The sequence below is a fragment of the Microlunatus sp. GCM10028923 genome (assembly GCF_042666975.1).
In the GTDB taxonomy this organism is placed as follows: domain Bacteria; phylum Actinomycetota; class Actinomycetes; order Propionibacteriales; family Propionibacteriaceae; genus Microlunatus.
In genome coordinates, this window is sequence record NZ_JBHTFF010000001.1 from 85188 (window position 1) to 105393 (window position 20206).

The 20206-nt window shown below is 70.4% G+C and carries 19 protein-coding genes; 16 read left to right on the forward strand and 3 right to left on the reverse strand.

What is annotated here, in order from left to right:
* Nucleotides 1-10 precede the first annotated feature (10 nt).
* Both ACFQU4_RS00440 and ACFQU4_RS00445 read right to left on the reverse strand, forming a co-directional pair.
* Nucleotides 11-1195, reverse strand: a complete 1185-nt coding sequence (locus tag ACFQU4_RS00440; RefSeq protein ID WP_377485552.1) for a M24 family metallopeptidase — start codon at nt 1193-1195, stop codon at nt 11-13.
* Nucleotides 1192-1938 carry an aspartate/glutamate racemase family protein gene (locus tag ACFQU4_RS00445; protein ID WP_377485554.1) on the reverse strand — a complete coding sequence of 249 codons (747 nt, stop codon included), beginning with the start codon at nt 1936-1938 and terminating at the stop codon, nt 1192-1194. The genes ACFQU4_RS00440 and ACFQU4_RS00445 overlap by 4 nt, the downstream gene beginning before the upstream one ends.
* A 90-nt stretch (nt 1939-2028) precedes the next feature.
* Here ACFQU4_RS00445 and ACFQU4_RS00450 point away from each other — a divergent pair, with 90 nt between their 5' ends.
* The 4 genes from ACFQU4_RS00450 (at nt 2029) to ACFQU4_RS00465 (ending at nt 5779) form a co-directional block, all read left to right on the forward strand.
* Nucleotides 2029-3006, forward strand: a complete 978-nt coding sequence (locus ACFQU4_RS00450; RefSeq protein ID WP_377485556.1) for a D-2-hydroxyacid dehydrogenase — start codon at nt 2029-2031, stop codon at nt 3004-3006.
* Between the two features lie 28 nt (nt 3007-3034).
* Nucleotides 3035-4498 carry an amidase gene (locus ACFQU4_RS00455; RefSeq protein ID WP_377485558.1) on the forward strand — a complete coding sequence of 488 codons (1464 nt, stop codon included), beginning with the start codon at nt 3035-3037 and terminating at the stop codon, nt 4496-4498.
* Between the two features lie 19 nt (nt 4499-4517).
* Nucleotides 4518-5015 carry a DUF3830 family protein gene (locus tag ACFQU4_RS00460; RefSeq protein ID WP_377485560.1) on the forward strand — a complete coding sequence of 166 codons (498 nt, stop codon included), beginning with the start codon at nt 4518-4520 and terminating at the stop codon, nt 5013-5015.
* A 146-nt stretch (nt 5016-5161) separates the two neighbouring features.
* On the forward strand, nt 5162-5779 hold the full coding sequence (locus ACFQU4_RS00465) for a hypothetical protein (RefSeq protein WP_377485562.1): 618 nt from the start codon (nt 5162-5164) through the stop codon (nt 5777-5779).
* Nucleotides 5780-5882: 103 nt separating this feature from the next.
* Here the strand turns inward: ACFQU4_RS00465 and ACFQU4_RS00470 are convergent, their stop codons facing one another.
* Entirely contained in the window at nt 5883-6824 is a 942-nt protein-coding gene (locus tag ACFQU4_RS00470) for an ROK family protein (RefSeq protein WP_377485564.1), read from the reverse strand.
* A 75-nt stretch (nt 6825-6899) separates the two neighbouring features.
* On the opposite strand from ACFQU4_RS00470, the gene prfB reads away from it, so the two are divergent.
* The 12 genes from prfB (at nt 6900) to ACFQU4_RS00530 (ending at nt 20203) form a co-directional block, all read left to right on the forward strand.
* The gene (gene prfB, locus ACFQU4_RS00475) at nt 6900-8012 is read left to right on the forward strand and encodes a peptide chain release factor 2 (protein WP_377485566.1); all 1113 of its coding nucleotides are present in this window, start codon (nt 6900-6902) and stop codon (nt 8010-8012) included.
* A gap of 4 nt (nt 8013-8016) precedes the next feature.
* A complete protein-coding gene (locus ACFQU4_RS00480; protein ID WP_377485568.1) occupies nt 8017-9405 on the forward strand; it encodes a serine hydrolase domain-containing protein in 1389 nt (462 codons plus the stop codon).
* Between the two features lie 50 nt (nt 9406-9455).
* Nucleotides 9456-9875 (forward strand): hypothetical protein, encoded by a 420-nt coding sequence (locus ACFQU4_RS00485; RefSeq protein WP_377485570.1) that lies wholly within the window; start codon nt 9456-9458, stop codon nt 9873-9875.
* A 6-nt stretch (nt 9876-9881) separates the two neighbouring features.
* On the forward strand, nt 9882-11288 hold the full coding sequence (locus ACFQU4_RS00490; RefSeq protein WP_377485572.1) for a DUF6745 domain-containing protein: 1407 nt from the start codon (nt 9882-9884) through the stop codon (nt 11286-11288).
* Nucleotides 11289-11432: 144 nt separating this feature from the next.
* Entirely contained in the window at nt 11433-12116 is a 684-nt protein-coding gene (ftsE, locus tag ACFQU4_RS00495; protein ID WP_377485574.1) for a cell division ATP-binding protein FtsE, read from the forward strand.
* A gap of 50 nt (nt 12117-12166) precedes the next feature.
* Nucleotides 12167-13078, forward strand: a complete 912-nt coding sequence (gene ftsX / locus ACFQU4_RS00500; RefSeq protein WP_377485576.1) for a permease-like cell division protein FtsX — start codon at nt 12167-12169, stop codon at nt 13076-13078.
* Nucleotides 13079-13378: 300 nt separating this feature from the next.
* Nucleotides 13379-14788 (forward strand): peptidoglycan DD-metalloendopeptidase family protein, encoded by a 1410-nt coding sequence (locus tag ACFQU4_RS00505; protein ID WP_377485578.1) that lies wholly within the window; start codon nt 13379-13381, stop codon nt 14786-14788.
* Between the two features lie 77 nt (nt 14789-14865).
* Entirely contained in the window at nt 14866-16236 is a 1371-nt protein-coding gene (locus ACFQU4_RS00510; protein WP_377485580.1) for a TrkH family potassium uptake protein, read from the forward strand.
* Nucleotides 16229-16963, forward strand: coding sequence for a potassium channel family protein (locus tag ACFQU4_RS00515; RefSeq protein ID WP_377485582.1), 735 nt, complete (start codon nt 16229-16231; stop codon nt 16961-16963). Before ACFQU4_RS00510 ends, ACFQU4_RS00515 begins: the two co-directional genes overlap by 8 nt.
* Before the next feature lie 114 nt (nt 16964-17077).
* On the forward strand, nt 17078-17713 hold the full coding sequence (locus ACFQU4_RS00520; protein WP_377487316.1) for a TetR/AcrR family transcriptional regulator: 636 nt from the start codon (nt 17078-17080) through the stop codon (nt 17711-17713).
* The gene (locus tag ACFQU4_RS00525) at nt 17706-18611 is read left to right on the forward strand and encodes an ATP-binding cassette domain-containing protein (RefSeq protein ID WP_377485584.1); all 906 of its coding nucleotides are present in this window, start codon (nt 17706-17708) and stop codon (nt 18609-18611) included. The genes ACFQU4_RS00520 and ACFQU4_RS00525 overlap by 8 nt, the downstream gene beginning before the upstream one ends.
* Nucleotides 18608-20203 carry an ABC transporter permease gene (locus ACFQU4_RS00530; RefSeq protein ID WP_377485586.1) on the forward strand — a complete coding sequence of 532 codons (1596 nt, stop codon included), beginning with the start codon at nt 18608-18610 and terminating at the stop codon, nt 20201-20203. Before ACFQU4_RS00525 ends, ACFQU4_RS00530 begins: the two co-directional genes overlap by 4 nt.
* Nucleotides 20204-20206: the final 3 nt, after the last annotated feature.

The following is a 20206-nucleotide window of genomic DNA, read 5'->3' on the forward strand; positions in this document are numbered from 1 at the left end:
GGATGCCTGGCTATCTCGTCACCTCCAGTTCGCGCGGCAACCGGCAGAGCGGTTCGGCTCCGCAGTCGGAGATGATCACTGGCTCGGACAACTCGTACCCCCAGCCGTCCAGCCACAGGCCGAGGATCACGTGGAAGGCCATGCCGGTGCCGAAGGTGCGTGCTTCCTCGCCCCGCAGGCTGATCGTCCGCTCGCCCCAGTCGGGAGGATAGCCGACTCCGATCGAATAGCCGATCCGCGATTCCTTGGTCAGCCCGTGCGCGGCGATCACCTGCTGGAACGCGGTGTGCGCCTCGCGAACCGGCCGGCCGGGCCGCATCGCCTCCAGCGTCGCCGCCATCCCGTCCCGGATCACCGCCGCCGCACCGGCCAGCCGGGCCGGCGGTTCGCCGATCATGACGGTCCGGGCCAGCGGTGCGTGATAGCGCTGGTACGTCCCGGCCAACTCGATCGTGGTCGCCTCGCCCGAGCAGAACCGGCGCTCGGACCAGGTGAGGTGGGGAGTTCCGGCGCTTTCGCCGCTCGGCAGCAACGGGACGATGGCCGGGTAGTCACCACCATGATCATCGGTGCCGCGGGTCTGGGCGGCGACGATCTCGGCCGCCACGTCGCACTGCCGGCGGCCCGGTGCCACCGCGGCGAGGGCGATTCGCATCGCCTCCTCGGCCAGCCGGCCGGCGATCCGGAGCCGGTCCAGTTCGGCCTCGGATTTGATCAACCGGACCCAGTTGACCAATTCGCCGCTGTCCACCAGTCGGGCACGGCCGACCCGTTCGGCCAGTGCCTGGTGCGCCCGTACCGAATAGAAATGCGCGTCGGCCTCGACCGCGATGATCGCGTCCGGCTCGGTCGGCAGCAGTCCCAGGGCGCGGGCCCGGTCGGCGATCCAGTCGTACGGGTGGAGGTCCGGCCGGTGCACCAGCGACTCGGGATAGCCCTCGATCCGGTCGGCCGGGAGCCGGGCCGTCGTGGCCGCGCCGTTGGCGTCCATCGCGCGCAGGAACAGCCGCGGCGGGCCGTCGGCCGGGATGATCAGGCACTGCGGCATGTAGAACGACCAGGCGTCGTAGCCGGTCAGGTAGTAGAGGTTGGCCGGGTCCGCGACGACCAGCGCCGACCATGATCGGTCGGCCAGTGCGGCGTGCACCCGGCGCAGTCGTTCGGCGTACTCCGCGTCGTCGATCGGCTTGATCATGTCCGCTCGACCAGGGCCTGGCCGGGGCCGACGGCGCGGCGGCCGATCAGGCGCAGCGCCGCCCAGACCGTCGCCTGGTTCGCGCTGACCACCGGCACACCGAGTTCGGCCTCGAGCGGCGCGATCAGGTCGTAGCTGCTGAGGTTCGTGCAGGCGAGCAGGACGGCCTCGGCCCCGGTGCCGGGCAGCCGGCGGATCAGCTCGGCCGTGGTCCGGTACGGGACCTCCCAGATCCGCGAGGTGAGCCCGAGGGAGCCGTACCCGGTCACCGTGATCGCCGCCTCGGCCAGGAACCGGACCAGTCGTTCGGTGATCACGATGTCGTACGGCGCCGCGACCGCGACCGTCCGGACCTCGAGGGCGGTCAGCGCCGCGAGCAGCGCACCGGACGTGGTCACCGCGGGCACCCCGGCGGCCAGCCGGATCGCCTCGGCCAGCGCGTGTTCGCCGGTGATTCCGTCGACGAAGCTGGCGGCCGTGCAGGCGTAGGCGTACGCGGCGGGTTCGATGGCGCCCAGCTCGCCGATGCAGGCCAGAATCTGATCATGGTCGTTCAGCCGTTCGACCAGGTTCAGGTCGACCGGGCCGGGCAGCCGCGGCGTCCGGGCGGCGTGCAGGCTGACGCCGTCGGGGATCCACCGGGCGAGCTCGTCGTCGAGCGCGAGATCGAAGGGCGCGATCAGTCCGATCCTGGTGCGTACCGGTGGTCCCTCCGGAAGCCCACCGGTCGCGGGCAGTGTCATGAAGTCATGATGCCTGCGGGTCAGATTGTTGACAATCCTTCGGCGCCGTTCTTAGTCTCGGTGAGTGTGAGCCCCGCCCGGACCCCGCCCGTGATTACGGTGCTCTGTGGGCCGGACGGGTCTCGTCCCGGTGGGCTGGAACCGGTCGCCGAACGGGCCGCGCTGCGGTACGTCGACGCGGCCGGTCTGGCCGCCGCGCTGCCGGACAGCCGGGCGCTGCTGCTCTGGGACTTCTTCTCCACCGCCGTGGCCGACACCTGGCCCGCCGCCGCCGGGCTGGACTGGATCCACGTCGCCGCCGCCGGGGTGGACTCGCTGCTGTTCGCCGGCCTGGCCGAGTCGCCGGTCGTCGTGACCAACGCGCGCGGGGTGTTCGACCAGCCGATCGCCGAGTTCGTGCTGACCTCGATCCTTGATCAACTCAAGGCCGTCCACCTGACCCGGGCGCAGCAGCAGGCGCGCACCTGGCAGCACCGGGAGACGCTGCTGGCGGCCGGCCGTACGGTCATGATCATCGGGACCGGGCCGATCGGCCGGACCACGGCCAGGCTGCTCCGCGCGGTCGGCTTCGAGGTACGGGGAGCAGGCCGGACCGCCCGCGCCGAGGATCCCGACTTCGGCTCCGTCGTCGCGTCGGCCGAACTGGCCCGGCACGCCGGCTGGGCCGACCACCTGGTCGTCGCCGCGCCGCTGACCGAGCAGACCCGGAAGTTGATCAACGCCGAGGTGCTGGCCGCCCTGAAGCCGACCGCCCAGTTGATCAACGTCGGTCGCGGCCCACTGGTTGATCATGAAGCGTTGATCATGGCCCTCACCGAGGGTCGGTTGGCCGGCGCGGCGCTGGACGTGTTCCCGGCCGAGCCGTTGCCGGCCGACGATCCGCTCTGGTCAACGCCGGGAGTGATCATCTCGCCGCACCTGTCCGGCGACGTGGTCGGCTGGCGGGACGCACTGGCCCGGCAGTTCGCCGACAACGCGCTGCGCTGGCTGGACGGGAAGCCCTTGATCAACATCGTGGACAAGCGACTCGGCTACGTGACCGGTCGGGAACAGGTGGAGGTGCCATGAAGCTCACCCCACGGCGCAGGACCCCCGGATGAACCCGTCGCCGCCGCGCCGGCTGCCCCGGACGACGACCGCACCGCCGGCTGACCTGACCGCGCTGACCGCCGCGGAACTGGTCGCCGGCTACCGGTCCGGCGCGTTCAGCCCGGTCGAGGCGACCCGGGCGGTGCTGGCCGCCATCGAGGCGTACGACCGCCGGGTCAACGCCTTCGTCCTGGTCGACGCCGAGCGGGCGCTGGCCGACGCGGAACGGTCCGCCCAGCGCTACGCGGAGGGCCGGCCGCTCGGGCCCGGTGACGGCGTACCGGTGTCGATCAAGGACATGTTCCTCACCGAGGGCTGGCCGACCCGGCGCGGTACCGGGCTGATTGACCCGGCCGGACCGTGGACCGAGGACGCGCCGCCGGTGGCCCGGCTGCGTGAGGCCGGGGCGGTGCTGGTCGGCAAGACCACGACACCCGAGTTCGGCTGGAAGGGCGTGACCGACTCGCCGACCTTCGGCGCCACCGGCAACCCGTGGCAGCCGTACCGGACGGCCGGCGGCTCCAGTGGCGGCGCGGCCGCCGCGGTCCGGCTCGGCCTCGGGCCCTGGTCGATCGGCACCGACGGCGGCGGCTCGGTCCGGATCCCGGCCTCGTTCACCGGCACGGTCGGGCTGAAGCCGACCTACGGCCTGGTGCCGATCTACCCGCCGAGCCCGTTCGGCACCCTGTCCCACGCCGGTCCGATCACCCGCACCGTGGCCGACGCGGCCGGGCTACTGGACCTGATCGCCCGGCCCGACCCGCGGGACTGGTCGGCGCTGCCGTCGCCCACGGGTTCGTACCTGGAGGGCTTGGAGGACGGGGTCGCCGGCCTGCGGATCGCGTACTCGGCGAATCTCGGGCACGTCGAGAACGACCCGGAGGTGGACCGGTTGGTCCGGGCCGCGGTCGAGGTGCTGGCCGGGCAGGGCGCCGAGGTGGCGGAGGCGGACCCGGGCTTCGACGACCCGGTGGCGGCGTTCTCGGTGCTCTGGTTCGCCGGTGCCGCAAAGGTGGTCGAGGGGTACGGGCCGGCGGCGCTGGACCGGATCGATCCCGGGCTGCGCCGCGGCGTCGAGTACGGCAACGGGCTGACCGCCTCGGACTACCTGGACGCGACCGCGGTCCGGATGTGGCTCGGCTCCGAGTTCGGCGCCTTCCACCGGCGCTATGACCTGCTGGTCACGCCGACGCTGCCGATCCCGGCCTTCGAGCTCGGCCGGGACGCGCCGGAGGGCTGGGGGAGCGACGCCTGGACCAGCTGGACGCCGTACACGTACCCGTTCAATCTGACCCAGCAGCCGGCGCTCAGCGTGCCCTGCGGCTTCACCTCCGACGGCCGGCCGGTCGGCCTGCAGATCGTCGGTCCCCGGCACGCCGACGCCCTGGTGCTCCGGGCCGGCCGGGCCTACGAACGCGCCACCGACTGGGCCGACCAGTGGCCGGTCCTGCTCGAAACGCAAGCCCCCTGATGATCGAGAAAGGATGGCGATGACGCGCTTCATCACGGTGACCCTGGAGGCCCGCGGCGTCTCCTGCAAGGCCGCGCTGCTCGACGACGAGGCGCCGCGGACCGCCGCCGCCGTCTGGGACGCGCTGCCACTGTCCGGGCCGGTGCACCACGGCAAGTATGCCCGGAACGAGATCTACAACCTGGTCCCTGCCTTCGCGAAAACCGAACCAGGCAAGGAGAATACGACGGTCACGCCGATCCCGGGCGATCTCTGCTACTTCGCCTTCGACGCCGATGATCTTGGAAATCCGGCGTACGGCTACGAGTCCGACTCCGGCCCCGGCGAGCTGACCAAGATCATCGATCTTGCCGTCTTCTACGGCCGGAACAACCTCTTGATCAACGGCGACCAGGGCTGGGTGCCGGGCAACGTCTTCGGCACCATCGTCGAGGGACTGCCCGAGCTGGCCGCCGCCTGTCAGGACGTCTGGATGGGCGGCGCCCGCGGCGAGACGCTGACCTTCGCCCGCGCCTGAACCCGCGATCCCCGGTGCGCCCGGACATCGACCGCCCGGCGATCCTCGAATCCACCGCCGGAGAGCGCATGTCCCGCCAGCTGATGGGAAACGTCGCCGGGCGAGGTGGCTGCCGTGCGGTCCGTCGAGCCGTAAGGTGAGGTGCGATGGCGACCAACGGCACCCCGAACCCGTACCTCCGGCTGATCCTCGGCCTGGGTGTCGGTGCGCTCACCCTGATCGGCATGATCCGGCTGGTGGCCGGCAACTTCGACGGCCGGCTGGCGATGTTCGCCTGGGTCGTGGTGGCGCTGACCATGATCCCGTGGGTCGCGTACTGCGGCTGGCGCGGCTGGCACGGGCGACTCACCCGGAACCGGGCCATCGCCGTCGCCGCCCTCGTCGTTGGCGGCCTGATCGTGGTCTGGCTCTTCGTGCTCGGGCCCGTGATCGCGCTGCTGGCGTCGCTGGCCGCCTTCGCCCTGATCTGGATCAGTGACTGGCCGGGCAAGCGGGTCACCACCGAGGAGAAGTTCGTCCGGCTCGAAGAGCTCGGCGAACCGGAGTACGAGGACGAAGACGTTCATCCCGACCCGGAGCAACCCCACGAGGGTGTCGAAGCCGAGCCCGAGCCCGAACCCGTGATCCAGCCCGAGGCTGCGGGGTACGAGGAGCCCGAGGATCCGGCCGTCGAGGTGGACCGGGATCCGCCGCACCACTCGGACCCTGACCCGGGACCGGACGACCCGCGCCTCGGCCGCGTCGCCGACCAGTCCGCGACCTGAACCTCAGCAACCCGCCGGTTCGACCCGAGTCACACGCCCGTCCCCGGATCGACTGGGCACCTCCGCAGCGACACGCCGCCGAAACGCCTGCTTTTGTGCCGGGTCAGCGGGTGGAGGTGGGGGTGAGGGTGAAGGCCAGGGCGGCGGCGCCGAGGAGGCCGGCGTTGTCCAGGACGGCGGGGCGGACCTCCAGCCCGGTCACGTACGGCAGCACGGCGAAGTCGCGCAGGTGCCGGCGCAGCGGCTCGAAGATCACCTCGCCGGCCTTCGCCACGCCGCCGCCGAGGACGACGGTCGGGATGTCCAGCTCGGTCGCGGTGGTGGCCAGGCCGGCGGCCAGCGCGCGCATGCCGCGGTCGATCACGCTGATCGCGGTCGGGTCGCCGGACCGGGCGGACTCGGTCAGCGCCCGGGCGTCGTCGCCGCCGGTCCAGCCGGCCTGACGGGCGGCGGCCACCATGCCCGGCCCGCGCGCATAGAGCTCGACACAGCCGTAGCCGCCGCAGACACACCGGCCGCCCCAGGCGTCGACGGTGATGTGGCCGAGGTGCACCGCGTTGCCGGTCAGCCCGCCGACCAGCCGGTCCCGCAGCACGGCGCCGCCGCCGACGCCGGTCGACACGACGACGCCGATGATCGAATCCAGGTCGCGGCCGGCGCCGAGCCAGTGCTCGCCGAGCGCGAAGCAGTGTCCGTCGCCGGCCAGCCCGACCAGCGGCTCGGTGCCGGTGAGTTCCTTGATCACGGCCCGGGTCCGGGGCACGATCGGGAAGCCACGCCAGGCGCCGATGTTGACCGGCGACACCGTCCCGGCGGGCTCGTCGATCGGTCCCGCGGAGCCGATCCCGACCCGGAGCGGCCCGGTCGTGGCGCCGGGCTCCAGCAGCTCGCGTACCGCGGCCTCCAGCCCGGCGAACACCGCGTCCGCGTCGGCCGACTCCGGCGTCGGCTGTACGGTCTCACGGCCGATCCGGCCCTCGTCGTCGACCAACGCCGCCGCGATCTTGGTCCCGCCGACGTCGATCGCCAGCACCTGTTCGGTCATCGGAGCCTCCCCTTGCGTCACCCGGCGCAGAGCATAGGGGATCGGCGTCGGTGGCTTTGAGTAGAGTGAACGGTTGTGGCAGTAACAGATTTTCCCTCCGTCCTGGCCGAGCTCGGCCATGCCCTCGATTCGATCGAGGCCGTCCTCGACCCCGATGCCAAGCGGGCCGAGGTGGCCGAACTCGAGATCGAGGTCGCCCGGCCGGACCTCTGGGACGACCAGGCGAACGCGCAGCGGGTCACCTCCCGCCTGTCACTGCTGCAGTCCGAGCTGGAGCGGCTGACCCGGCTGCGGTCCCGGCTGGACGACCTCGGCGTGCTGGTCGAGCTGGCCGAGGAGGAGTCCGACGCGGCGAGCCTGGCTGAGGCCGAGTCCGAGCTGACCTCGCTCCGGGCCGAGATCGACGCGCTCGAGGTGCGCACCCTGCTGGCCGGCGAGTACGACGAGCGGGAGGCGCTGGTCACCATCCGCTCCGAGGCCGGCGGCACCGACGCGGCCGACTTCGCGGCGATGCTGCTGCGGATGTATCTGCGGTGGGCCGAGCGGCACTCGTACGCGACCGAGGTCTACGACACCTCCTACGCCGAAGAGGCGGGCATCAAGTCGGCGACGTTCACGGTCAAGGCCCCGTTCGCGTACGGCACGCTGTCGGTCGAGCAGGGCACCCACCGGCTGGTCCGGATCTCGCCGTTCGACAACCAGGGCCGCCGGCAGACGTCGTTCGCCGGCGTCGAGGTGCTGCCGGTCACCGAGGAGACCGACCACATCGAGATCCCCGAGGCCGACCTGCGGATCGACGTGTTCCGGTCGTCCGGTCCCGGCGGCCAGAGCGTCAACACGACCGACTCCGCGGTCCGGATCACGCACTTGCCGAGCGGCATCGTCGTCTCCTGTCAGAACGAGAAGTCCCAGCTGCAGAACAAGGCGGCCGCCCTCCGGGTGCTGCAGGCCCGGCTGCTGGAGCGGGCCCGGCTGGAGCGCGAGGCCGAGATGAACGCGCTCCGCGGCGACGGCGGCAAGAGCTGGGGAGCGCAGATGCGGTCCTACGTGCTGAACCCGTTCCAGATGGTCAAGGACCTGCGCACCAACCACGAAGTCTCCAACCCGGACGCCGTGTTCGACGGGGACATCGACGGGTTCATCGAGTCCGGGATCCGCTGGCGCCGGACCGGCGCCGCCGTCAACTGATCCCGTGACCGAGGCTGACGGGGCGGCTGGGTTCGAGGAACTGGCCGAGCGGCACGGGGTGCCGGGCGCCGCCTTCGGCGTGATCGAGATCGGCGCCGAGCCGGCCGGCGACCAGGTTCGGGTCACCACCCACGGCGTGGTCAACACGGCCACCGGCCAGCCGGTGCTGCCGGACACCGTGTTCCAGATCGGGTCGATCACGAAGCCGTACACGGCGATCCTGCTGGCCCGCGCGATCGCGGACGGGCGGACGGCGCTGGACCAGCCGGCCGCTGAAATCCTCGGCCCCGACGTCCCGCTCAGCTCCGATGCCGAGGCCTCGGCCATGATCACGGTCGGGCAGCTGCTGACCCACCGGTCCGGCATCGACGGCGACCGGTTCACCGACACCGGGCGCGGCGATGACTGCCTGGCGCGTTACGTCGCCGGGCTCGGCGGGGTCGCCCAGATGTTCCGGCCCGGCGCCCTGTATTCGTACTCGAACGCGGGCTGGGTCGTCGCCGGTCGGCTGCTCGAGATCCTGTACGGGAAGCCGTGGCGGCTGGTGCTGCGGGACCAGCTGATCGAGCCGCTCGGGCTGACCCGCACCTCGACCCTCGCCGAGGAGGCGATCCTGCACTCGGCGGCCGTCGGTCACACCAGCGGCCCGGGCCGGCCGAACACCCCGGTGAGCTACTGGGCGCTGCCGCAGTCGATCGGGCCGGCCGGCGGGATCAACTCGACCGTCACCGAGGTGCTGACCGTGGCCGCCGAACTGGTCCGCGACGGCGGCCGGCTGCTGCCGCCGGACGCGGCCGTGGCGATGCTGGCCGATCACGGCGCCAACCCGCCGGGCCTGCAAATCGAGGGCCATCAGGGGCTCGGCTGGATGGTCGGCCGGTGGCAGGGCGAACCGGTGTTCGGCCACAACGGCCTGACCGTCGGCCAGTCCGCCTACCTGCTCGTGCTGCCGGGCCTGCGGCGTGCCCTCTGCCTGCTGGTCAACGGGCCCGGTGCCGCGAACCTGTGGTTCGAGCTGCGCCGCTCAGCCCTCGCCGGGTACGGCATCGCGGTGCCGCCCGGCTCGCTCGAGACCACCGGCACCGCCGAGCCGCTGGAGCCCTGGCTCGGCCGGTACGGCCGGGCGGGGGAGCGGATCGACCTGGTCGGCACCCCGGACGGCTACCGGGCCCGGGTCGAGCAGGACCTCGACCTCGGCGACGAGCCGGAGTGCGTGGACTACCCGCTGAGCCCGGTCCGGGACGGTCTCTGGGCGGGCCGGGTCGACGGCCAGCTGTCGCCGACCCCGTTCCGGGTCGGCCGGTTCACCGACGAGCAGCGCGCCCCGGGCCGCCCGGTCGGCGACGATCGCTATCTTTATGCCGGTTCCCGGATCAACCACCCGGCAGACTGACCGCGGTGGTCCGACGCGAGTTACGGTCGTCGGGAGTGAAGGAGCCGGACATGCAGCAGCACACCTTGGTCAGCCTCATCGAGCGCCACGGCATCGACGTCAACGAGCATCTGGACCGCGACCTCACCATCCCCGTCCTCGCCGGGATGCAACGGCAGGGCGACCTTCTCGTCGTTCCCGTCGCCGAGGTCACCGCGAAAGCTGAGGTGCCCGACCACGGCACTCCGGTCGCGGTCGGCGGTGCCGGCGGGCACGCCCACACGATCGTCGCGGACGGCCCGGTCCGATGCGACCTCCGCCGGCCGACCTCCGATGTTCCCGTCGCCGCCGTCCTGTTCGTGCCCGAGGGTTCGGTCGGCTGGCTGGCCCACCCCGAGCACGCATACCTCGGCATTGCGCCCGGCAGCTATGAGATCCGCCGGCAACGTGAGCAGCCGATCGGGCAGCCGGTCCGCCTGGTCGAGGACTAGCGGCGCATGGCCCATGTCGGACGCGCCGTGGAACGGCTGAGCCGCGACGAGGAACTGGCGCGGGTACGGGCCTTCGGTCGGGACTGGATCGAGCGCAACCAGCGGCCGGGATCCCTGACGGAGGCGGAGTGGGCGACCTGGGAGGCCGGCGCCCGTGCGTGCTACGGCTACGCGGACGTCCCCTGGCCGAGCGTCGTCGTCCGGGTCGGGTCGCCCATGGTGGGCGAGATCGCGGCACCGGCGGCCCAGGCTGCGATCCGGCTGCTCCGGACCGGCACCGTGACGATCATGGCGGACGACGATCGTCTCAACCTCTTGATCACCGATGCGGTGAACGTGATCGGCCGGGTGTTCGATGCTGCGGAGTTCGCGCTGTACCAGGAGCTGGAATGGTCGCTCCAGGGCCGAGTCGACGGGGACGGCAGTTCGGCTGTCGGTTCGGTCACCCGCGAAATCGTTCTGGGGTACGAACGAGAGACCGCAGCCGGGGTCAGCCGGGCCTGGGCGGAGGCCTATGCAAAGCTGCGGACCCAGCTGCCTGATGAGACCGAGGCAAGCCGCGAGGCGGAACGCGAGGCCGCGCGCCGGGTCGTGAGCGATGCAGCACGTGGCGCCGTGCACACAGTGGTGCGGCGAGCCGTCCCGGAAGCCACCCCCGCCGACCTCGACGACGCGGTCCATGCGTCGCTGACCCGCTCCCTCCAGTGGGGCGGGAACGCCTCCGCCCCGACCTGGCTGCCCGGACGCTTCGGGGCCAGGGCGGCGCAGGGGATCGTCGCGTACTTCCGTGATGTCGTACAGCTGCGCCTGGGCCGCTCCGCCTGGACCCGGAGCCGCGCGCACGAGGACGCCTCGTCGGCCGGGCCGTGGTGGCCGTACCGCGACTTCGTCATGGTCTCCGACCCACCGACGGAGGTGCACCTCGAGCCGCTGTCGGAGGGCGGTTGGCGACCAGCGGAACGGCTGCACAACGGGACCGGTCCGGCGATCCGGTGGCCGAACGGCGACGGGCTCCACTTCTGGCACGGTGTCCCGGTGCCCGCCGACCTGGTCGAGGCCGGATGGTCCGTCGACCGGATCCTGGCCGAGCCGAACGCGGAAGTCCGCCGCTGCGCGATCGAACGGCAGGGCTGGGACTGGTTCATCGAGCGGGCCCGCCTGACCCGGGTCGGCGAACCCGTGGCCGATCCGGCCAATCCGGGCCAGACGCTGTCCCTGTACGAGCTGCCCGGCGACGACTTCGCCGAACCGTCCCGAGTCCTGCTGTGTACGAACGCCACGGTGGAACGCGACGGCACCAGGCGCCGCTACGGGCTCGTCGTGCCGGCCTCGGTCGACGACCCGGTCAGCGCGGCTGCCTGGACCTTCGGCCTGACCGAGGCGGAGTACCGCACCCTGCAGCGCGCGACCTGAGCCCGGGACAGTGAGCGCCGCCGACTCGCCGCGGCACCCAATGGTCTTGGATCACGAAAAGGTCACCTAGACTCGACCCCGGCCGGTTCCCGGTGCCGTCAATGCGGCGCGCTCAGATCGTCTAGCCCGGCCGAGGCGCAAACTGTGATTCGTTTTGAGAGTGTTTCCAAGGTCTACGACAACCAACGCCGGGCCGCCCTGAACGAGGTCGACGTCGAGATCGAGAAGGGCGAGTTCGTCTTTCTGGTCGGCGCCTCCGGCTCCGGGAAGTCCACCTTCCTCCGCCTGATCCTGCGGGAGCAGCGGCCGACCACCGGCCGCGTCTTCGTGGCGGGCCGGGAACTGAACCGGCTGCACTCCTGGAAGATCCCGGGCATGCGGCGCCAGATCGGCACCGTGTTCCAGGACTTCCGGCTGCTGCCGAACAAGACCGTGCACGAGAACGTCGCGTTCGCGCTGCAGGTGATCGGCAAGCCCGCCTCGGTGATCCGCCGGGTGGTGCCCGAGGTGCTCGACCTGGTCGGCCTGGACGGCAAGGGCGACCGGATGCCGGACGAGCTTTCCGGCGGTGAGCAGCAGCGGGTGGCGGTGGCCCGCGCCTTCGTGAACCGGCCGAAGATCCTGATCGCGGACGAGCCGACCGGAAACCTCGACCCGGCCACCAGTGTCGGGATCATGAAACTGCTGGACCGGATCAATCGTTCGGATACGACGGTGCTGATGGCCACCCACGACTCCACCATCGTCGACCAGATGCGCAAGCGCGTGATCGAACTGGACGAGGGAATCGTGGTCCGGGATCAGAGCCGCGGTGTCTACGGATACTGAGGCCGGCCCCCGCTCGTGTACTGGACGTGTTTCGTGATTGAGGTTGATTGATGCGTTTCCGCCACATCGTCTCCGAGACCCTGAACGGGCTGAGGCGCAACCTGACGATGACCCTCGCGGTCATCATGACCATGTGGGTGTCCCTGTCGCTGTTCGGCTCGGGCCTGCTGGCCAGTCAGCAGATCGACCTGATGAAGGACGACTGGTACGACAAGATCGAGATCTCGATCTTCCTCTGCACCAAGGACACCCGGGGCGAGATGTGTACGCCCGGGCAGGACATCAGCCAGTCCCAGAAGGACGAGATCGAGCGCACCCTGAAGAGCAACCCGGAGGTGGCCGAGGGTGGCGTCTACTTCGAGACCAAGGCCGAGGCGTTCGCGGAGTACCAGGAGACCTACCGCGGCAACCCGCTCGGCGCAGTCCTGACCGAGCAGGACATGCAGGAGTCGTTCCGGGTGAAGCTGAAGAACCCGGAGCACTACGAGGGCGTCATGAGTGCCGTGATCGGCCTGCCCGGCGTCGACATCGTGCAGGACCTGCGCAAGGTTCTCGAGCCGTTCTTCCAATGGCTGAATCTGCTGCAATGGACCGCCATCATCGCGTCCGCGCTGCTCCTCATCGCGGCCGCTCTGCAAATTGGAAACACCATTCGATTGGCGGCGTTTGCGCGGCGTCGGGAAATCGGCATCATGCGCCTGGTCGGAGCGAGCAACCTCTATATCACGCTTCCCTTCCTGTTGGAAGCGATCGTCTCCGCCCTGGTTGGGGCCACCCTCGCATGTGTCACATTGGCAACAGGTGTTTACTTCATCACCCTGCGGGCTCAAGCTTCACTTCAGAGTTTTCCGTGGATTGGGACGCCTCAGACGCTCCTGGCCATGGGAGGGGTTGCGATCGTCGGGTTGCTTCTGTCTATCATTCCCACGCTGATAACAACCAGAAAGTACTTGAGAGTGTGAGCTGACTTCGCATTCTCAAAAACGCTCTCAGATTCGGGGCTGAGCGGCGAAAATCGAAATCTGTGATTGGGGAAAGCTGTGGTTCCGGATCTTCCCTACGCCCGAAAGGGCGTTCCGGGCGACAGCGAAGCACCGAAGAACGATGGTCGCTTCGCCCGGCCGAAGCAGGCGCCCGCCACCAGCGGCGCCGGTCGACTCGCCTCTCGGCAAGATGAGAACGTCCCTGTCCGTTTGCGGAGCGGGGCGGGGGTTCAAGGGGGTCGTCCCCCTTGCCGACAACTGTCGCCGCTCGCTCGCCGCATGCGGGCCTGGCTCGTGATCGTGGTCGCGACCGCTGTCGCGATCGCGCTGCCCAGCGGGCTCGCAACCGCCGACGATCTTGACGACCAGAAGGCCAAGGTCGAGGCGCAACTCAAGCAGACCAAGCAGCAGCTCAACGAGTCCAGCGCGCAGTTGCAGAACGCTGTCGCCGCGGTCGAGCAGGCGCAGGTCGCGGTCGAGGCCGCCCAGGCGAAGCTGGCCAAGACCGAGGCGGAGCTGGCCGAGGCCAAGCGGGTCGACCAGCAGATGGCCGCGAAGCTCAAGGAGTCGCAGGCCGCGCTCAAGGCGGCCAAGGCCGCGGTCGAGGCCGGGCAGCTGAAGCTGGACCAGAAGGAGGCGCAGGCCGCCGCGGTGGTCCGCCAGCAGGTGCAGCAGAAGACCAACCTGATGCCGATCGCGCTGCTGGTCGGGAGCAATTCGCTGTCCGATCTGCAGACCCGGGCGCAGTGGTCGCACACCATGATCGAGACCTCGAACGCCCGGATCATCGAGCTGACCGACGCCCAGCGAGACCTGAACGCGGCCCGGGTCAAGCAGACCGACATCGAGAAGGAGGACCAGGTCCATCGCAAGGCTGCGGCCGCGAACCTGGTCCTGAAGCGCGAGCTGGAGGCGAAGGCCCAGTCGGAGGCCGACGAGGTCGCCTCGCTGCTGAACGCGAAGCAGGCCGCGGAGTCCGCCGCCTCCGACCAGCTCGCCGCCGACAAGCAGCAGTACCAGCAGCAGGTCGCCGAGCGCGAGAGCGTGGAGAAGCGGATCGCCGAGCGGATCGCCCGGGAGAAGGCCGAGGCGGCCCGCAAGGCCGCTGCCGCGCGAGCCGCCCGGATCGCCGCCGAGAAGCGGAAGAAGGCGGCCGAGGCGCGGGCCCGGGCCGAGCGGGAGGAAGCCGAGCGCGCGGAGCGGAACTCCGACTCGAACAACAACGACGACAACGACGACAAGCCGAAGAAGAAGAAGCCCAAGAAGAAAAAGAAGTCGTCCAACTCGTCGGCGTCGCACGGCTTCGACTACCCGGTCGACGCGCCGATCACCTCGCCGTACGGGATGCGGTTCCATCCGGTGCTGCACTACTGGAAGCTGCACGACGGGACCGACTTCGGCGCCGGGTGCGGCAGTGCCATCCGGGCGCCGTACAAGGGCCGGGTCGAGGAGCGCTACTTCAACTCCGGGTACGGCAACCGGTTGATCATCGACCACGGTGAGGTCGACGGCCGGTACGTGACGACCGCCTACAACCACGCCATCCGCTACACGGTCGGTGTCGGTGAGCGGGTGGAGCAGGGCGAGGTGATCGGGTACGTCGGCAGCACCGGCTATTCGACCGGCTGCCACCTGCACCTGATGGTCTGGCTGGACGGCGACATGAAGAACCCGATGTCCTGGTTCTAGCCCCAGGCGGCCCCGGATGTCGCGCGTCCGGGCGCCGGATGTCGGGGGAGGGCACCCGCGTTGGGTAACGTACCTGCGTGCGAACCAGCGTCGCGAGGCGATCGAGAATTCGAGCCAGCCGGATGCTGGGCTTCCATCCGGCGCGGACGATCTTCGTCGGCTTCCTCGCCACCGGCCTGATCGGCACCTTCCTGCTGATGCTGCCGATCGCCCGCGTCGGCGAGGGCGGAGCCACTCCGCTCGAGGCGGTGTTCACGGCCGTGTCGGCGCTCTGTGTCACGGGGTTGATCACGGTCGACACCCCGACCCACTGGACCGGGTTCGGTCACACGGTGATCCTGCTGCTGATCCAGGTCGGCGGCTTCGGCGTGATGACGTTCGCGTCGGTGGTCGGGATCGCGGTCCTGCGGCGGCTCTCGTACCGGTCCACTCTGACCACGGCGACCGAGGCCAAGAGCCTGGGGCTGGACGAGGTCCGGTCGCTGGTCTTCGGGATCGTCCGGATCTCGCTCGCCGTCGAGGCCGTGGTCGCCGCCGTGCTGACGGTCTGGTTCATGATCAGGTACGGCAAGCCGCTCGGCGAGGCGGTCTGGATCGGTGTCTTCCATGCCGTGTCGTCCTTCAACAACGCCGGCTTCTCGTTGTTCTCGGACAACATGATCAGCTATGTCGCGGACCCGGTCGTCGGCCTCTCGATGTGTGCCGCGATCATTCTCGGCGGGCTCGGGTTCCCGGTGATCATTCAGCTCCGCAAACACGTGCGGAACCCGCGGCTGTGGACGATGAACACCCGGCTGGTGCTGTCCGGCACCGCCCTGTTGATCATCGCCGGAACGATCTTCATCACGGCCCTGGAGTGGTCCAATCCGCGCACTTTCGGCGGACTCGACTGGCCCGCGAAACTGCTGGCGGGGTTCTTCCAGTCGGTCCAGACCCGGACCGCCGGCTTCAACAGCATCGACATCGGGGCGATGGAGAGCGCGACCTGGCTCGGCATGGACGTCCTGATGTTCATCGGCGGCGGGCCGGCCGGCACGGCGGGCGGGATCAAGATCACCACCTTCGCCGTCCTGCTCTTCATCATCCTCAGCGAGATCAGGGGCGAGGGCGCGGTCAACATCTTCGGCAAGCGGCTGTCGCGGGCCGTCCATCGGCAGGCGATCTCCGTCGCCCTGCTCGCCGTGGCGGTCGTCGTGATCAGCACGCTGGCGTTGATCCTGATGACGGACTTCAGCCTGGACCGGGTCCTGTTCGAGGTGATCTCGGCGTTCGCGACCGTCGGGCTGTCGACCGGGATCACCGCGCAGTTGCCGGCCGCCGGGCAGCTGATCCTGGTGGCCCTGATGTTCATCGGCCGGGTGGGACCGATCACCTTCGCCTCCGCCTTGGCGCTCCGCGGCCGCGGGCGTACCTACGAGCTTCCGAAGGAAAGGCCGATCATTGGCTAGGTTCAAAGTGTTCGGTGGGATCAACCCGGCGAACGTCGCGCATGCGGACTCCGTCGTCGTCATCGGCCTGGGCCGGTTCGGCCAGGCATTGGCCCTGGAGTTGATGGAGACCGGCGTGGACGTGCTGGGCATCGACGCGAACGAAGACATCGTGCAGAGCCTCAATGGCCAGCTGACCCATGTCGTACAGGGCGATTCGACCCGGGAGGACACGCTCCGCCAACTCGCCGTGCCCGAGTTCGACCGGGCCGTGGTCGCGATCGGCACCGACATCGAGTCGAGTCTGCTGACCACGTCGCTGCTGCTGCGGTTCCCGATCCAGGAGATCTGGGCGAAGGCGGTCAGCGACGCCCACGGCGCGATCCTGGACCAGCTCGGCGTCCACCACGTGGTCTATCCCGAGAAGGACATGGGCAAGCGCGTGGCCCACCTGGTGCGGGGCCGGATGCAGGACTACATCGAGGTCGGGGACGACTTCGCCCTGGTCAAGACGTCGCCGCCGGCCGACATCATCGGCAAGGCCCTCGGGGACACGAAGGTCCGGGCCCGGCACGGCGTCACCGTCGCCGCGGTTCGCCCGCCCGGGCAGCCGTGGACGTACGCCACCGCCGAGACCGTCCTGCACGCGGGCGACACCATCCTGGTGACCGGGTCGATCCAGGAGGCCGAGGCCTTCGGCCAGCTGGCCAGCAATCACGCGACCCGGGGTGGGCGCGAGAAGGACTGATCCACCGGGACAATATCTTCGTATTGCTGACAATATGCTGATATTGTCTGTGGCATGGGATAACTTCAGGACACTGGGGATCGCCCGGCCGCGGATCTGACGGCCCGGGCTCGGATCCGGGATGCGGCGCTGGCCGAGTTCGCCCAGCACGGTTTCACTGGGGCCACGATGAAGGGAGTCGCCCAGGCGGCGGGAGTCTCGATCGGCCTGGTCCAGCACCACTACGGCTCGAAGGAGGCGCTGCGGCAGGCCTGCGACGAGGCCGTGATCGACGCGTTCCGGCGACGGCTGACGGCGGCCGCCGCCGACGGAGAACTCGGCGACCCCGGCTTCCTGTCGAGTCTGTCCACGACGAGCCCGCCGCTGCTGCGCTACCTCGCCCGGGCGGCGACCGACGGTACGCCCGCGGCGGAGTTCGTGTTCGATCAGCTGGCGACCGGGGCCGAGGAGTTCCTGACCGCCACCTTCCCGGAGCGGTTCGAGGCCGGGTCCGCCGCAGCCAAGTCCGCGGCCGCGGTGATGGCGGCCATGCACAGCGGCACGATCGTGCTGCACGCGCAGTTGGCTCGGTGGCTCGGCGTCGACCCGCTCGGGCCGAACGCGTCGGTGGCGCTGTCGATCCTCGACCTCTACGCGGCGATGGGTGAATTCGTCGGCTCCGAGGTCGGGCAGCAGATCCGCAGCGCGGTCGTTGCGCAGGAGCAACTCCGGCAACAGGCGCGCCACGGGAAGCGGGCCGGCGATGAGTGAGGCCGTTCTGATCAAGGACCTGATCAAGCAGTACGGCACGGTGCGGGCCCTGGACGGTCTGCAGCTGACGATCGAGACCGGCGAGGTGCATCGCTTCCTCGGGCCGAACGGCGCCGGGAAGACCACGACCCTGCGCATCCTGCTCGGCCTGCTCCGCGCCGACCAGGGCACGGTCCGGCTGCTCGGCGGCGATCCGTGGGGCGACGCGACCGGGCTGCACCGTCGGCTGGCCTACGTGCCGGGTGACGTCACGCTGTGGCCCAGCCTGACCGGCGGCGAGGTGATCGACCTGCTCGGCCGGATGCGTGGCGCGCCGAGCGCGCAGCGGAAGGCGGAGCTGATCGAGCGGTTCGACCTGGACCCTCGACGGCGCTGCCGTACCTACTCGAAGGGCAACCGCCAGAAGGTGGCGCTGATCGCGGCGCTGGCCTCCGAGGTCGAGTTGTTGATCTTGGACGAACCGACGTCCGGGCTGGACCCGCTGATGGAGTCGGTGTTCCGCGAGTGCGTGGCCGAGGAGAGCGCGCGGGGCCGTACGGTCCTGCTGTCCAGCCACATCCTGGCCGAGGTCGAGACCTTGTGCGACCGGGTGACGATCATCCGCGACGGCCGTACGGTCGAGGCCGGAACGCTGGAGCAGCTGCGGCACCTGTCGCGGACCACCGTCGCCGCGGAACTGGCCGGCCCGGCGCCGCGCCTGGCCCAGCTGACCGGCGTGCACGACGTCACGGTCGATGGTCGGCAGGTGCGCTGCGAGGTGGACCGCGACGGGCTCGACGCGTTGTTGATCGAATTGGGTACGGTCGGCACCCGCGACCTGGTCGTGCAGCCCGCCACGCTGGAGGAGCTCTTCCTGCGGCACTACGAGACCCGACCGGTGACGGCGGTCGGATCATGACCGCCCTCGCCGGCACCGGGACGTCGATCCGGCTGATCCTGCGCCGGGACCGGGTCCTGCTGCCGCTCTGGCTGCTGATGATCATCGGCACCGTCCTCCAGTGGGTCGCTACCGCCGCCGCGGTCTATCCGACCGAGGCGTCCCGGCAGGCCCGGTTCGCGGAGGTCGCGGCGACGCCGATGTTCCTGCTCTTCCAGGGTCAGCTCTTCGGCACCAGCCTCGGCGCGGTGCTGGTCCAGCGGGCCGCTCCGGTGGCCCTGACGGTGGCCGCGCTCGGTGCCGCGCTGCTGGTGGCCCGGCACACGCGGGCCGACGAACAGAGCGGCCGGCGGGAGCTGCTCGGGTCGACCGGCATCGGCCGGTTGGCACCGCTGACCGCGGTGCTGGCCGTGCTGTTCGGGTCCGGGCTGGTGATCGCGGTGGTCTGCGCCGCGGCCCTGTCGCTGGCCGGCTTCGCGTTCGCCGGCGCGGTCTGTTTCGGGCTGGTCGTCGGGTCGGGCGTCTGGCTGACCGCGGCGACCACGGCGATCCTGGTGCAGCTGACCCAGCACGCGCGGGTCGCCGCGATCGGCGGGTTCGCCCTGTTCTACGCCTTCCACCTGGTCCGCGGCATCGGCGCCATGGGTGGCGCCTCGACCGAGTGGCTGGTCTGGCTGACGCCGAACGGCTGGCTGGAGCACACCCGGCCGTTCGCCGGCGAGCAGTGGTGGGTGTTCGCCCTGATCGCCGGATGGGTCCTGTTGCTCGGGACGCTGGCGTACGCCATCGCCGCCCGTCGTGATCTTGGTGCGGGAGCGGTCCCGGCGCGGTCCGGTGCGCCGGTGGCCCCGGCATCCCTGCGTGGACCGTTCGGCCTGGCCTGGCGGCTCCATCGCGCGATGTTGATCACCTGGATCGTTGCCGCGGTCGCGTTCGGGATGATCATGGGCATGGTCGGTTCCGGTGCCATGGCGGAGTATGCCGAGTCGCCCTGGGTGATCGACTTCGCCAGGGCGATCAATGCCGAGAGCGTCGCCGATGCCTTGTTCACGTACATCATCGGGGCCATGGCCATCGTGGTCGGCCTGTACACCGTGATGACCACACTGCGGCTCCGCGCCGAAGAGACCGAGGGCGGTGTCGAGGCGGTGCTGGCCGAACCGATCGGGCGCGCACGCTGGATGCTGAGCCATCTGCTGTTCGGGATGGGCGGGCCGGTGCTGATCCTCGCGGCGCTCGGGGTCGGCCTCGGTCTCGGCAGCGGTACGGCGAACGGCGACCTTGGCCAGGAACTGGTCCACATGCTCGGCCTGACGGTCCGGTACGCGCCCGCGGTCTGGGTGATCGCCGGCGTGACCGCAGCTGCCTTCGGACTCGTCCCGCGGGCCGCGATGGCGATCGGGTGGATCGGTCTGGCGATCGGCGTCGCCGCCGAGGTCGCGGTCAAGGCCCACCTGCTGCCGGAGTGGGTGTTCCGGGCCGTCTCGCCGTTCTCCCACGCCAGCCCCGCCTACGGCCCGACCGCCCTCAACTTCCTCGGCCTGACCATGATCGCCGGGCTGCTGATCACCGTCGCCCTGGCCGGCTTCACCCGCCGGGACGCGCCTGCCTGACGC